Source organism: Nocardia sp. NPDC057440, assembly GCF_042802915.1.
GTDB lineage: Bacteria > Actinomycetota > Actinomycetes > Mycobacteriales > Mycobacteriaceae > Nocardia.
This window is the reverse complement of record NZ_JBHVDF010000001.1, coordinates 670,514-683,038: the sequence shown is the minus strand read 5'-3', so window position 1 is coordinate 683,038 and position 12,525 is coordinate 670,514. Positions and strand designations below refer to the sequence as shown.

Genomic DNA, 12,525 nt, shown 5'->3' with positions numbered 1-12,525 from the left:
GCGGGTCGCGCCTGCGGCACGGGCGGGCTCCTCGCGACGGACGGCTGGAACGATACAGTTCATCGGTCGGTTCTATGAAGGGGTATCCGGGGTGGCATCGGAGAGTCTTGCTGCGGCGATCGGTCGGCGCATCACGGCGGTCAGGCGTGTGTTCTATGTGCACGGTGAGGATGTCGACCGTTCGGAGGGGCCGATCGAGTTGACGTTCGACGAAGGCACCGTGCTGCTCTTCGATGCCGGCAGTGACGGTGAGGAGCTGCGCGTCGTTCCCGCGGCGTGGCGTGACCCGTTCGCCGGTCTGACCGAGCCCGAGTACATCGAGTACGTGGCGGAGTCCGGGAAATACACGGCTTTCGATGTCGGTTCGGAATACCCGTACTCGCAGCTCGTCGGAAGCCGGGTCGCCGCGGTCGCCGAGTCGCGCCTGCACGATGAACGACTGCGCGCCGCGGTTCTGGAGGTGAGTGGTTTCACCTTGGCGGTGGAAACGGTCGCCGACGAACTTCTGGTGACCTGTGATCCTCGCCCGTGATCGGTCTCCGCACACCCGGCCATGACGGCAACCCTCCTCCGGTGCCGACGCAGGTGCGATGACCGCAGGGCGCGGTCGTTCAACCGGTCCCTGCCCCAGGCAGAGAATCGCCCCGCCCTCATGGTGATTCGAGGTGCGGGGCGTGGTGTGCTGTGTGGTGGTCGACTAACCGATGTATCGCTGGAGCCGGGCGGAGAGGCGGGGTTCGAGGGGGCCGTCGGCGACGACGCGTTCCTCGACGTAGGCCAGGTCGGCACCCTCGACGATGCCGTACAACCGCTTGGCGCCGCCGACGACGATGCCGGATTGGCTGCGGATCACGACGTCGGTGGCCAGTTCCCAGGAGGACTGGGTCAGCGCGGTGCCGTAGAAGAGTTCGACGATGCCGGTGCTGTGGGTGAGCAGCAGTTCGATGACCTCGTCATCGCCGTCGATGCCAACGCGCCAGAAGCCGCTCTCGCGCAGGTCTGGGCCGCCGTAGGAACCGTCGGACTCGATGAACCAGGAGCGTGAGTCCCAGGCCAGGTAGTCGCCGCCGTCGTGGGAGACGATGATCTGCTGGCCGAAGCGGTAGTCGCCGCGCTCAGGGGAGTTGCCCTCGCCTTCACCGCGCCACACACCGACCATCGGCAGCAGCGCCAGCATCGAGGAACTCAGATCCGGGCCGAGTCGCAGGTTCGCGGTGTCTTCCGGCAATGGCAGATCCGGGAGGACCGGAATGTTGCGTGCACCGGTTGCTTTCGCGCGTTCGGCTGCTTCGGCCACGGCTTGATCGCCGCTGCGGCGAGACGGCTCGGCCGGAGCGGCGCCGTTCATGTGTTCACTCGCTCGCTCGGCCGGATCGGAACCTTCGCTCGCGAGTTCGCTCATGCCTGTGTCTCGCTGGCGCTCGACTCAGGCATGCGCGATGCGCGCTGATACACCATTCGCTCGCTGCGCTCGCTCATGACTCGGTGAACAGCCGGTAGAAGACATACAGGCCGAACCAGCCGATAAGCACGGACACGGCCACCAGCAGAATCTCGAAGAAGAGGACCACGTTTGGAGTCTAACGACTTGCTCGCCGCCCAGCACAACGGCCCCGGAGCTTCCCTGTGGAATCTGGGAAACGCCGGGGCCGTCGACGACTTGCGGTCGCTGGTGGGACCTCAGCTATTACTTCGCGACGGCGACGTCGACCGGGTGGATGCCCGCGCCGTCGGGGCGGATCTCCGCGGAGCCGTTACCGGCCGAGGAGAGCGCCCGCACGGTCCATGCGCCGGGAGCGGCGAAGAACCGGAAGTCACCGGTGCCCGAGGCGACGACCTCGGCGGTGAAATCACCGTTGCCGTCGAGCAGGCGCACGAACGCGCCGCCGACGGGCTGGCCGTCGGTGCTCAGGACACGGCCGGTGATGACCGTTTCCTTCTCCACATCGACTCCGGCCGGAATGGCCTGACCCTGGGTAGGTGCTGCGCACATGTGATTAGGCTCCCAACTCGATAGGTGCACCGACGAGCGAGCCGTATTCGGTCCAGCTCCCGTCGTAGTTCTTGACATTCTGGTGGCCGAGCAGCTCCTGCAGCACGAACCAGGTGTGCGAGGAACGCTCGCCGATGCGGCAGTAGGCGATGGTGTCCTTCTCGCCGTCCAGGCCCGCTTCCCGGTAGATCTCGGTGAGCTCGGCATCGGACTTGAAGGTGCCGTCCTCGTTCGCGGCCTTGCTCCACGGCACGTTGATGGCGCCGGGGATGTGGCCGGGGCGCTGGCTCTGCTCCTGCGGCAGGTGGGCAGGGGCCAGGATCTTGCCGGAGAACTCGTCGGGCGAACGCACGTCGACCAGGTTCTTCGCGCCGATGGCGGCGATGACCTCGTCGCGGAAGGCGCGGATGGTCAGGTCGGGCGCGACGGCCTTGTACTGGGTGGCCGGGCGGCTCACGGCATCGCGCGAGAGCGGACGGCCGTCGAGCTCCCACTTCTTGCGACCGCCGTCGAGCAGCTTGACGTTGTTGTGGCCGTAGAGCTTGAAGTACCAGTACGCGTACGCGGCGAACCAGTTGTTGTTACCGCCGTAGAGCACAACCTCGTCGTCGTTCGCGATGCCGCGCGCCGAGAGCAGATCGGAGAACTGCTCCTGGTTCACGAAGTCGCGACGAACCTGATCCTGCAGGTCTTTCTTCCAATCGAGCCGGACGGCACCCTCGATGTGGCCGCCGTCGTAGGCGGAGGTGTCCTCGTCTACCTCGACGAAGACGACGCCGGGGGCGTTGAGGTTCTCTTCGGCCCAGTCAACGGAGACCAGGACATCGGAGCGGGCCATGTTGTTCCTTTCGGGGGTGGTGACTTGCAGTATCAGTTCGAAGCCGGGGCGGGGATGGTCCGGCGGAAACGGGCGACCAGTGGATAAATCTGGCAACCCAGGCAGATTCCGAACGCCGCGTTCAGGAACGCCGCGAACAGGGCGAAGCCGGCGAACACCGCGCCGACGACGGAGGCGCCGGCCAGGAAACCCAGCAGGCTGACGGCACTGAAGACCAGGCCGAGCAATTGGGCGAACCGCAGCGGCGCCACGGGTTCGATTTCGGTCGGCGGGCCGACGCGCGGTGCGACCAGCGCGGCGTAGATCCGACCGTAGGGGCTGCGCCGCGGGCCGGTGGCGGCGCCGACCGCGAAGACCACGGCTTGGATCGCGATGAGTACGGCGGCGGCCACGGTGGACAGGGCGGCGGCGATCAGCACGACGACGAGGACGGCGGTGGTGATCCACGCGGCGAAGCGTGGTCCACGGACGTCGACGGAATCGAAAGAAATGGCTTGCCCGGAGACAGTGTTACGGGTTTCGGCAGACATTGTGCGAACTCCTGCGCTGAATGACTCTGATGGCTGGAAAATTGCCAGTCCGCCGGGGGATCAAGAGATCACTCGCACGGCGGACAAAGGTCGGCGTCAGGAAATCTGAACGGACCGACCGGTCAGCGGCACAGGCAGCAACAACCACCGAGGCGACACAGGTCAACTGTGCGGCGTCGGGTGAGCATCAGCTCGTGGTCGGATTGCACGAAAGGCAGTTTACCCGGTTCCGAGGGGGAATTGGACCCCGGGTTCGTCACATCGGCTATAGAGCCTTTTCAAGCCCTGTTTTTACACTGTCAGCGGCTCGAGCGCGGTGTGCAGATCGGCAGTCTTCGGGACGCCGGAGATGCGGAAACGCTCCCGGCCTTCCCTGTCGAAGACGAAGGTGGTCGGCAGCGAGAGCACATTCAGCTCTTTGGCCAGCGCGGGCTCGGCATCGATATCGACCTCGATGTCCAGCGGCGGGTTCGGCGCGTCCGACAGCCCTTCGGTCACACCGGCGACCACCCGGCGCACCGCGGCGCACGGGCCGCACCAGTCGGCGGAGAAATGCAGCACCGCGGGCCCTGAACCGCTCACTCCGGCGGCGGCGAGCAATTCGGAGCGCGCCGCCTCGGTCGGTGTGATCGTGTCGGCGGCACGCAATTTCCCGTCCCTGCGCCGTAGCGCCGTGCCGACCGCCAGTGCGGCGAGGACTATTACCGCCAATATTGTGATTTCGATCATGGCCGCTGCAATCTGTCCAGGTCGATCGTCACGTTCTCTCCTTTGCCCTCGACAACGATCTGGCCGCCTTGTGCGGAGACCTTCGTCGGCCGCAGACCGAAGGGCAATTCCTTTGTATCGATGGTGCGCGTGAACAGCTCCAGCACCGCAGGCCGGTCGGCTTCGGGGACGATCGCGGTGGGGGTGAGCTCGGTGCCGATGCCGCGGTAGAAACCGGTCGCGACGATCCGCACCTGATCTCCGTCGAGCAGCAGATCCGCCTGCACGCTGACCTTGTCACCGCCGAGCGGCGCGCCGGGCACCGTCGAGGCGACGGGTGTGCCGGGCAGCGTGCCGGTGAGCACCAGGGCACCCGCGGTCGTCATTCCGGAGCCGCCCGATCCGCCGGTTCCATCGGATTTATCCGCGGGTCGCGAATGCACTTGCAGGTCCGGGATTTTGAACAGCCTGCCCAGCTCGGTGGGCTCTAGACGCATCCTGCCCTCGACCCGTTCGACCGGGACGCGGCGCACGCTGCCGTCGACGAGATCGCCTAGCCGCAGATGTACTCCGGTCAACGTCGCCTCGGCCGAGATTTCGCCGGGGATGTCCGGGCGCACGATGCGTGCGCGGATGTCGACGTTCTGGAATCGGCCCTCGAGCGTCTGGCCGAAGAACGGGAACCCGTGGATGGTCACCTCGGGGTCGGCGATGAGCTCGGCGCCCTCACGCAGAGCGCGCGACACGCGATACTCGGAGTAAGCGGCGGCGCCGAAATCGATGACGACCGCCAGTCCCGCGAGAACCAGCAGCCCGATAATCAGCTTGCGCATGGACCCAACCCTAATAGCACTGCCCGAGGGGGCCGTCGCCAGTCGCCTGGGCCGAGTGTGGGCGAGGCAGCCGCCTATATGTCGGCCATTTCGGGTATCCGATGTCTTATCGCCTGTGCGTTCCTTACCCGGATGGCGTGGTCATCGGGGTTGACGCGCTAATCTTGCACCGATTACCTGTGATTAGCGACGTGGCTTCGGCGGTTACTGCTGTTGTCGTCGGAGCGACGAGATGGGAGGAGGGCTGTGGAGCTGCTCCTGTTGACCTCCGACCCCAACCCCGAGTCGGTACTGCCTTCGCTCGCGCTGCTTGCGCACAACGTGCGTCCGGCACCGACCGAGGTGGCGTCCCTGCTGGAAGCAGGCACCGCGGATGTGGCACTTGTCGACGCGCGCACCGACCTGGCCGCCGCGCGCGGCCTGTGCCGGCTGCTCGGGAGCACCGGTTCGTCGGTGCCCGTCGTCGCTGTGCTCACCGAGGGCGGCCTGGTGGCTGTGAACGCCGATTGGGGCCTCGACGACATTCTGCTGCCCGGCACCGGGCCCGCCGAACTGGATGCCCGATTGCGGCTGCTGGTCGGTCGCAACGGTGGTGTGGCGAGCCCGGAGAACACCGGCAAGATCACCCTCGGCGAGTTGGTGATCGATGAGGGCACTTACACCGCGCGTCTGCGTGGTCGCCCGCTCGATCTCACCTATAAGGAATTCGAACTCCTCAAATACCTCGCGCAGCATGCGGGCCGGGTGTTCACCCGGGCCCAGTTGCTGCAGGAGGTGTGGGGTTACGACTTCTTCGGTGGCACCCGCACGGTCGACGTGCATGTGCGTCGCCTGCGCGCCAAGCTCGGCAGTGAATACGAGTCGCTGATCGGCACCGTGCGCAATGTCGGCTACAAGGCGGTGCGGCCGTCCAGGTCGGCCGCCAAGGGCGAGCCGGTCCCGTTCCAGGAGGACGAGAGCGAGGGCACCGACGACGCTCCGTTCGCGCCCGTGAACGGCTCCGTGCCGCAGTGACGATGCGCTGGATCGAACAGGTCGATGCCGATGCCGCGCGCTCGGTGCGTGCGCTGCTCGACCGGGTGACCACCGCCGATGGCGTCGCGCCGATCTCCGAGCAAGCCGTGTTGTCGTTGACCGCCGCCGGTGACGCACGACACCTGATCGTGCGTCACGATGGCGCCATCGCGGGATACGCGAATCTGGTTCCCGCGCACGGTGCGCACCCTGCGATGGCCGAGGTCGCGGTCGATCCGGCCGCTCGCGGCCACGGCATCGGGACCCAGCTCGTCAGCGCGGCGCTCGCCGATGGCGGCGCGGGCACCCGGGTCTGGGCGCATGGCAATCGGCCGCAGGCGCAGGCCGTCGCGGCCCGCCTGGATTTGGTGATCGCGCGCGAGCTGTGGCAGATGCGACGTGCTTTGGCTACACCGGAGCTACCTGAGCTGGAGGTCCCGGCGGAGATCCTGCTTCGCACCTACGCGGGACCCGCCGACGACGCCGAACTGCTGCGGGTGAACAAGGCCGCGTTCGCCTGGCATCCGGAACAGGGCGGCTGGACCGGGCGCGACATCGAGGTCCGCAGCAACGAGCCGTGGTTCGACCCGAAGGGCCTGTTCATCGCGGCCGATCCGGCCGATCCCGATCGTGTGCTCGGATTCCATTGGACCAAGGTGCATTACGACGAGGACCCGGCGATCGGCGAGGTGTACGTGGTCGGCATCGATCCGGCCGCGCAGGGTCGCGGGCTCGGCCGCCTGCTCACTCTCGCCGGGCTGCATTACCTGCGCGAACGTGATCTCGCCGAGGTGCTGCTCTACACCGAGGCCGACAACACCGCGGCCGTGCACACCTACACCCGGCTCGGATTCGCTCCCGCGCACATCGATGTCGCCTACGCGGCCCGTGACTGAATAGAAAGCGGCCCGTTGGGGTTGCCCGAGTAACACTGGGGCAAATCTCACATCTGCCAGGCCTAATCGCGCCGGGCTGTTCACCCCGCGTTCACTCAGCTTGGTCCAACTGTCAACCGGGCGAATCTACGTTACTTATGGGCGGCGCAGCTGCCTGGTGCGCAAGTTCCTCGCGAACGGCACCACAACACCCGCCCGGGCCGGTGAGGGACCGGGCGTGTCGGACGTGATTCCCCGGAGGAATAGTGAACTTCAAGCGCAGCAGCGCCCTCGTCGGCGTGCTGGCCGTCGGAGCGATGACTCTCGCCGCCTGTGGCAGCGACGACAACTCTTCGACCAGCGACACCAGCAACGCCGCCAACACCAGCGTCGCCTGCGGCGGCAAGAAGGCCCTCAAGGCCAGCGGTTCGTCGGCGCAGAAGAACGCCATGGAGCGTTTCATCGCCGCCTACGAGGCCAACTGCGATGGCAACACCCTGAACTACACCTCGAGTGGCTCCGGCGCCGGTGTCAACGAGTTCCTCGGCAGCCAGACCGACTTCGGTGGCTCCGATTCGCCGCTGAGCGCCAAGAAGGAAGAGCCTGCCAAGGCTCAGGAGCGTTGCGGCGCCCCGGCATGGAACCTGCCGACCGTCTTCGGCCCGATCGCCGTGACCTACAACATCGACGGCGTCACCGACCTCGTCCTCGACGGCCCGACCGCGGCCAAGGTCTTCAACGGCGCGGTCACCACGTGGGACGCCCCGGAGATCAAGGCGCTGAACCCGAACGCCAAGCTCCCCTCGGACAAGATCGCCGTGATCTTCCGCAGCGACGAGTCGGGCACCACCGACAACTTCCAGCTCTACCTCGACGCGGCGTCCGACGGCGCGTGGGGCAAGGGTTCGGGCAAGGTCTTCGCGGGCGGCGTCGGTGAGGGCGCGAAGGGCAACGAGGGCACCTCGGCCGCGATCAAGAGCACCAAGAACTCGATCACCTACAACGAGTGGTCGTTCGCGAAGTCGCAGAACCTGTCCATCGCGCAGATCGTCACCTCCGCGAGCAAGGACCCGGTCAAGCTGACCGTCGCGTCCGCGGGCAAGGCCATCGACAGCGTGAAGCTCAAGGGTGAGGGCAACGACCTGGTCCTGGACACCAGCTCGTTCTACAAGCCGGTCGAGGCGGGCGCCTACCCGATCATCCTGCCGACCTACGAGATCGTGTGCTCGAAGTACGCCGACGCCGACACCGCCAAGGCGGTCAAGGCCTTCCTGACCTCGGCGACCACCAACGGCCAGAAGGGCCTTGACGAGAGCGGCTACATCCCGATCCCGGACAAGTTCAAGACCAAGCTGACCACCGCGATCAACGCCATCTCCTGATCGCATCGTCATGACCGTGCACCCTGAGGTGACCGCTGCGGGCTCGTCGGACTCGACGAGCCCGCGGGCGGCTGGAGATACTTCCCTTATGCCGAGTGAACCGAGCACCGAACCGGCCAAGAAGGTTCGTCCTGCCCACAGCCAGCGGGCCGAGATCATCTTCCGGTCGCTGGCCACGGCAGCCGGTGCCACCATTGTCGCCGCCATCGCGCTGATCGCGCTGTTCCTGCTGATCCGCGCGTGGCCCTCGGTCATGGCGAACGAGGCGAACTTCTTCACCAGTACCGAGTTCGTCACCAACAACGCCGACCACCTGCGCTTCGGCATCCGCGACCTGCTCATGGTCACGGTGCTGAGCTCGATGCTGGCCTTGGTGATCGCGGTGCCCGTCGGTGTGGGCATCGCGCTGTTCCTGACCCATTACTCGCCCAAGACGATGGCGCGTCCGTTCGCGATGCTGGTCGACCTGCTCGCCGCGGTGCCGTCGATCGTCTTCGGCTTGTGGGGCGTGCTCGTGCTCGCGCCGCAGTTGGAGCCGGTGGAGACATTCCTGAACCGGAACCTCGGCTGGTTCTTCCTGTTCTCCGACGGCAACGTCACGATCTCCGGCGGTGGCACGATCTTCACCGCGGGCGTGGTGCTCGCGGTGATGATCCTGCCGATCATCACCTCGGTCTCGCGTGAGGTCTTCAATCTGACTCCCGCCGCGCACATCGAGGCCGCCCACGCGCTCGGCGCGACGAAGTGGGAGATGGTCCGGATGACGGTGCTGCCCTACGGTCGCAGCGGTGTCATCGCGGGCTCCATGCTCGGTCTCGGTCGCGCCCTCGGCGAGACGATCGCGGTGCTGCTCGTGCTGCGGACCTCCGCACAGGCCGGGCACTGGTCGCTGTTCGACGGTGGCTTCACCTTCGCCTCCAAGATCGCCTCCGCGGCTTCGGAATTCAGTTCGCCGCTGCCGACCGGCGCCTACATTGCGGCCGGCTTCGTGCTGTTCGCGCTGACCTTCGTCGTCAACGCGCTGGCACGTCTGGTGGCCGGTGGAAGGGTGAACGGATAATGACCACGACGACACTCGACAAGCCGGTCAAGGCGCCGACCTTCCGTCATGTCAGCGTCAGCCGCCGGATACGCAACAACATTGCCACCGGCGTGGTCTGGGCCTGCTTCGCCATCGCGCTCGTGCCGCTGGTCTGGGTCCTGCTCATGGTGCTGACCAAGGGCTTCGAGGCGATCACCTCGTTGACCTGGTGGGAGAAGTCGCAGAAGGGCGTGCTGCCCGACCAGTTCGCGGGCGGTGTCTACCACGCGATCTACGGCACCATCGTGCAGACCGCGGTCGCCGCGGTCATCGCGGTGCCGCTGGGCATCATGGCCGCGGTCTACCTGGTGGAATACGGGCGCGGCTGGTTGGCCAAGACCACCACCTTCATGGTCGACATCCTCGCGGGCGTGCCGTCCATCGTCGCGGCGCTGTTCATCTTCGCGCTGTGGATCGCCACGCTCGGCTTCCCGCAGAGCGCCTTCGCGGTGTCGCTCGCGTTGGTGCTGCTGATGCTGCCGGTGGTCGTGCGCAGCACCGAGGAAATGCTGAAGCTGGTGCCCGACGAGCTACGCGAGGCGTCGTACGCTCTGGGTATTCCGAAGTGGAAGACGATCCTGCGGATCGTCGTGCCGACGGCATTGCCCGGCATGCTCAGCGGCATCCTGCTCGCCCTTGCCCGCGTCATGGGCGAGACGGCGCCGGTGCTGGTGCTCGTCGGCTACAGCAAGTCGATCAACACCGACCTCTTCGACGGCAATATGGCCTCGCTACCGCTGCTGATCTACCAAGAGCTGTCGAACCCGGAACCCGCGGGCCGACTGCGGGTGTGGGGTGCGGCGCTGACGCTGATCCTGATCATCGCGCTGCTGTACCTGGCCGCGGCGGTCGTCAACAAGCTGCTTACGCGGAACCGATAGAAGCGAACGGATACTCAGATGGCCAAGCGGATCGACGTCAAAGACCTGAATATCTATTACGGCAAATTCCATGCGGTTGCCGATGTCAAGCTGTCGGTGCTGCCGCGCAGTGTGACTGCCTTCATCGGCCCGTCGGGTTGCGGTAAGTCCACCGTGTTGCGCTCGCTCAACCGGATGCACGAGGTCACCCCGAACGCTCGCGTCGAGGGCGCCGTGCTGCTCGACGGCGAAGACATCTACGGCTCGCAGGTCGACCCGGTGGGTGTGCGCCGCACCATCGGCATGGTGTTCCAGCGGCCGAACCCGTTCCCCACCATGTCGATTCGCGACAATGTGGTGGCCGGGCTGAAGCTGCAGGGCGTGCGCAACAAGAAGGAGCTCGACGAGGTCGCCGAGCGCTCGCTGCGTGGCGCCAACCTGTGGAACGAGGTCAAGGATCGGCTCGACAAGCCGGGCGGCGGCCTCTCCGGTGGTCAGCAGCAGCGGCTGTGCATCGCGCGTGCGATCGCGGTCTCGCCGGACGTGCTGTTGATGGACGAGCCGTGCTCGGCGCTCGACCCGATCTCCACCCTGGCGATCGAGGACCTGATCACCGAGCTGAAGAAGGAATTCACCATCGTCATCGTCACCCACAACATGCAGCAGGCCGCGCGCGTGAGTGACCAGACCGGCTTCTTCAACCTGGAGGCCCAGGGCAAGCCCGGCAAGCTGATCGAGATCGACGACACCGAGAAGATCTTCTCCAACCCGGGCCAGAAGGCGACCGAAGACTACATCTCCGGCCGCTTCGGTTAGCATCTCGAAATACTGAAGGCCCGCACAAGATCATGTGCGGGCCTTGAGTGTTTCGAAACGTGTTGCGTTACAACTGATTTAGTAGATACATGGGTAACTCCATGTACTTGCATCGGATTAGCGCGGTCGATGAATTCGGGATACTGGGCTCCTATACCGGTGTGTGCGTGCATGACTCGCTGTCGGTGTACGACGGCGCCGACTACGCCGACGCCGCCCACGCTTTGTGTGGTGCGCATATCGCTCGCGAGCTCGTCGCTGCCGGGGAAGCCGATCGGTCCAACGCGTGGCTGAAGGCGGCGTTGGATGCGTTGTACGAGCTCAACACCGCTGCCCACCGGGCCCGCGCGGTGGATCGGGACAGCATTGCCGCCGAGGTTCTCGACCCGCTGCTGCACCGCTGGAAACATGCCCTGTTATGCGGGTTGGCCGACAATCCGCGCCGCGACGGACCGAAACAATCGAAGACCCGGAACCTGTTGCTCCGGTTGAGAGCCCGCGAAGAACAAGTGCTGCGCTTCGCCCGGGACCTGAGGGTCAGTTTCACGAATAATCAGGCCGAGCGCGATCTTCGACCCGCCAAACCCAACTGAAGATCTCAGGCTGCCATCGCTCGAGCGACGGGGCGCGGGCGTGGCTGCGAATCCGCGGCTACATCTCCACCATGCGCAAAAACGGTGCCCCCGTCCTGGATGGTCTCCGTGCTGCCATCAGCGGAAATCCCTGGAACCCAGCCACAGCCTGAATGGTTACGGTGCGCTTGAGTCATTGTTTCTTCCAGCATGGTTCGGTAGGCTGCGAAGCAAGGGGGGTTCGAATGGCGCAACCTCTGTGGAATCTATTGAAGCGAAAGAGGTTTCGTGATGGCAGTTCGATTGCTCTCTGGTGCGTTGGCCGGTGTGGCCACGATCTTGGCCGCCGCGACGATACTTGCCCCGCAAGCTGCAGCTGAGCCAGCAGATCCTTGCAATGAGTATACCGTTGCCAACGTTCGCTATGAGGGCACGACGAAGTGGGTGTGTCATTCATTCGGCCAGGGCAGGTACGGATGGATCATCTCCGGATCGTGATACCGGCTCCTGTTGTAATCTACGCCGTCGGCAACTGGTAAGCCGTCGGCGCATAACCCAACAGTCCAACGATCGGCCCCGCCCGCTACCAGGCGGTCGGGGCCGATTTTGCCGTTGTCGGTGGCTATGGTCCGAGGGGGCGGTGGCGGTGCAGGTCGTGGAGAAGGTTCGCGGCCGGACCGAGGTCATTGAGCATCTCGGTTCGGCGCATACCGATGCCGAGCTGGGGTTGCTGATGGGAACGGGCGAGAAGGCGACGGAAGACTACATCTCCGGCCGCTTCGGTTAAGCATGAACAGACAGAAAGGCCCGCACTCGATGTGCGGGCCTTTCTTCGTGTTCGAACATGTTGCGCAACAACTGATTTCGCAGGCGCCCGGATAACTTCGCGGCGCGTCGAGAACTCATCCGCAGCCTGGACCGCCCCGCCAGGGAGTAGAGCCGGGCGGGCCAGGCGTTCCGGGGGGACAAAGGCGACGGGGTCAGTGAGAGGGTGGGGGGGGCGGGGGGACGAACCCCGTGTAG

Annotated in this window: 15 protein-coding genes; 9 read left to right on the top strand and 6 right to left on the bottom strand. The window is 65.6% G+C overall.

Going from position 1 to position 12,525, the window contains the following annotated elements; genetic code table 11:
• Positions 1-91: 91 nt before the first annotated feature.
• Positions 92-532 carry a hypothetical protein gene (locus tag ACFU4Z_RS02940; RefSeq protein ID WP_379059238.1) on the top strand — a complete coding sequence of 147 codons (441 nt, stop codon included), beginning with the start codon at positions 92-94 and terminating at the stop codon, positions 530-532.
• Between the two features lie 165 nt (positions 533-697).
• Here the strand turns inward: ACFU4Z_RS02940 and ACFU4Z_RS02935 are convergent, their stop codons facing one another.
• The 6 genes from ACFU4Z_RS02935 to ACFU4Z_RS02910 all read right to left on the bottom strand — a co-directional run bounded on the left by ACFU4Z_RS02935 (position 698) and on the right by ACFU4Z_RS02910 (position 4,902).
• Positions 698-1,402, bottom strand: a complete 705-nt coding sequence (locus ACFU4Z_RS02935) for an FABP family protein (protein WP_379059236.1) — start codon at positions 1,400-1,402, stop codon at positions 698-700.
• Positions 1,403-1,687: 285 nt separating this feature from the next.
• Positions 1,688-1,993: a DUF1416 domain-containing protein gene (locus tag ACFU4Z_RS02930; RefSeq protein ID WP_014981486.1), complete on the bottom strand. Its 306-nt coding sequence runs from the start codon at positions 1,991-1,993 to the stop codon at positions 1,688-1,690.
• Between the two features lie 4 nt (positions 1,994-1,997).
• Positions 1,998-2,831, bottom strand: a complete 834-nt coding sequence (locus ACFU4Z_RS02925) for a sulfurtransferase (RefSeq protein ID WP_379059234.1) — start codon at positions 2,829-2,831, stop codon at positions 1,998-2,000.
• A gap of 32 nt (positions 2,832-2,863) precedes the next feature.
• A complete protein-coding gene (locus ACFU4Z_RS02920; protein WP_379059232.1) occupies positions 2,864-3,361 on the bottom strand; it encodes a DUF4395 domain-containing protein in 498 nt (165 codons plus the stop codon).
• A gap of 291 nt (positions 3,362-3,652) precedes the next feature.
• Positions 3,653-4,090, bottom strand: a complete 438-nt coding sequence (locus tag ACFU4Z_RS02915; protein WP_379059230.1) for a thioredoxin family protein — start codon at positions 4,088-4,090, stop codon at positions 3,653-3,655.
• Entirely contained in the window at positions 4,087-4,902 is an 816-nt protein-coding gene (locus tag ACFU4Z_RS02910) for an LmeA family phospholipid-binding protein (RefSeq protein WP_379059228.1), read from the bottom strand. Before ACFU4Z_RS02910 ends, ACFU4Z_RS02915 begins: the two co-directional genes overlap by 4 nt.
• A gap of 246 nt (positions 4,903-5,148) precedes the next feature.
• Between ACFU4Z_RS02910 and ACFU4Z_RS02905 the strand changes: the two genes are divergently transcribed.
• The 8 genes from ACFU4Z_RS02905 to ACFU4Z_RS02870 all read left to right on the top strand — a co-directional run bounded on the left by ACFU4Z_RS02905 (position 5,149) and on the right by ACFU4Z_RS02870 (position 12,289).
• Complete coding sequence (locus tag ACFU4Z_RS02905) at positions 5,149-5,916, top strand: winged-helix domain-containing protein (RefSeq protein ID WP_379059227.1); 768 nt, start codon at positions 5,149-5,151, stop codon at positions 5,914-5,916.
• Positions 5,917-5,918: 2 nt separating this feature from the next.
• Positions 5,919-6,812, top strand: a complete 894-nt coding sequence (mshD, locus tag ACFU4Z_RS02900; RefSeq protein ID WP_379059315.1) for a mycothiol synthase — start codon at positions 5,919-5,921, stop codon at positions 6,810-6,812.
• 245 nt (positions 6,813-7,057) lie between these two features.
• The gene (pstS, locus tag ACFU4Z_RS02895) at positions 7,058-8,173 is read left to right on the top strand and encodes a phosphate ABC transporter substrate-binding protein PstS (RefSeq protein ID WP_379059225.1); all 1,116 of its coding nucleotides are present in this window, start codon (positions 7,058-7,060) and stop codon (positions 8,171-8,173) included.
• A gap of 88 nt (positions 8,174-8,261) precedes the next feature.
• Entirely contained in the window at positions 8,262-9,233 is a 972-nt protein-coding gene (pstC, locus tag ACFU4Z_RS02890) for a phosphate ABC transporter permease subunit PstC (protein WP_379059223.1), read from the top strand.
• Positions 9,233-10,135 (top strand): phosphate ABC transporter permease PstA, encoded by a 903-nt coding sequence (gene pstA / locus ACFU4Z_RS02885; protein ID WP_379059222.1) that lies wholly within the window; start codon positions 9,233-9,235, stop codon positions 10,133-10,135. Before pstC ends, pstA begins: the two co-directional genes overlap by 1 nt.
• 18 nt (positions 10,136-10,153) lie before the next feature.
• Positions 10,154-10,930, top strand: a complete 777-nt coding sequence (gene pstB / locus ACFU4Z_RS02880; protein WP_355181844.1) for a phosphate ABC transporter ATP-binding protein PstB — start codon at positions 10,154-10,156, stop codon at positions 10,928-10,930.
• Between the two features lie 89 nt (positions 10,931-11,019).
• Positions 11,020-11,523: a transposase gene (locus ACFU4Z_RS02875; RefSeq protein WP_379059221.1), complete on the top strand. Its 504-nt coding sequence runs from the start codon at positions 11,020-11,022 to the stop codon at positions 11,521-11,523.
• 634 nt (positions 11,524-12,157) lie between these two features.
• A complete protein-coding gene (locus ACFU4Z_RS02870; RefSeq protein WP_379059220.1) occupies positions 12,158-12,289 on the top strand; it encodes a hypothetical protein in 132 nt (43 codons plus the stop codon).
• The last annotated feature ends 236 nt before the right edge of the window (positions 12,290-12,525 follow it).

Excerpts from the sequence above, each read along its gene's own strand:
- ACFU4Z_RS02935 (WP_379059236.1), bottom strand. The coding sequence starts at position 1,402 with ATGAGCGAACTCGCGAGCGAAGGTTCCGATCCGGCCGAGCGAGCGAGT.
- ACFU4Z_RS02930 (WP_014981486.1), bottom strand. The coding sequence starts at position 1,993 with ATGTGCGCAGCACCTACCCAGGGTCAGGCCATTCCGGCCGGAGTCGAT.
- ACFU4Z_RS02925 (WP_379059234.1), bottom strand. The coding sequence starts at position 2,831 with ATGGCCCGCTCCGATGTCCTGGTCTCCGTTGACTGGGCCGAAGAGAAC.
- ACFU4Z_RS02920 (WP_379059232.1), bottom strand. The coding sequence starts at position 3,361 with ATGTCTGCCGAAACCCGTAACACTGTCTCCGGGCAAGCCATTTCTTTC.
- ACFU4Z_RS02915 (WP_379059230.1), bottom strand. The coding sequence starts at position 4,090 with ATGATCGAAATCACAATATTGGCGGTAATAGTCCTCGCCGCACTGGCG.
- ACFU4Z_RS02910 (WP_379059228.1), bottom strand. The coding sequence starts at position 4,902 with ATGCGCAAGCTGATTATCGGGCTGCTGGTTCTCGCGGGACTGGCGGTC.
- mshD (WP_379059315.1), top strand. The coding sequence starts at position 5,919 with ATGCGCTGGATCGAACAGGTCGATGCCGATGCCGCGCGCTCGGTGCGT.
- pstC (WP_379059223.1), top strand. The coding sequence starts at position 8,262 with ATGCCGAGTGAACCGAGCACCGAACCGGCCAAGAAGGTTCGTCCTGCC.
- pstA (WP_379059222.1), top strand. The coding sequence starts at position 9,233 with ATGACCACGACGACACTCGACAAGCCGGTCAAGGCGCCGACCTTCCGT.
- pstB (WP_355181844.1), top strand. The coding sequence starts at position 10,154 with ATGGCCAAGCGGATCGACGTCAAAGACCTGAATATCTATTACGGCAAA.
- ACFU4Z_RS02875 (WP_379059221.1), top strand. The coding sequence starts at position 11,020 with ATGGGTAACTCCATGTACTTGCATCGGATTAGCGCGGTCGATGAATTC.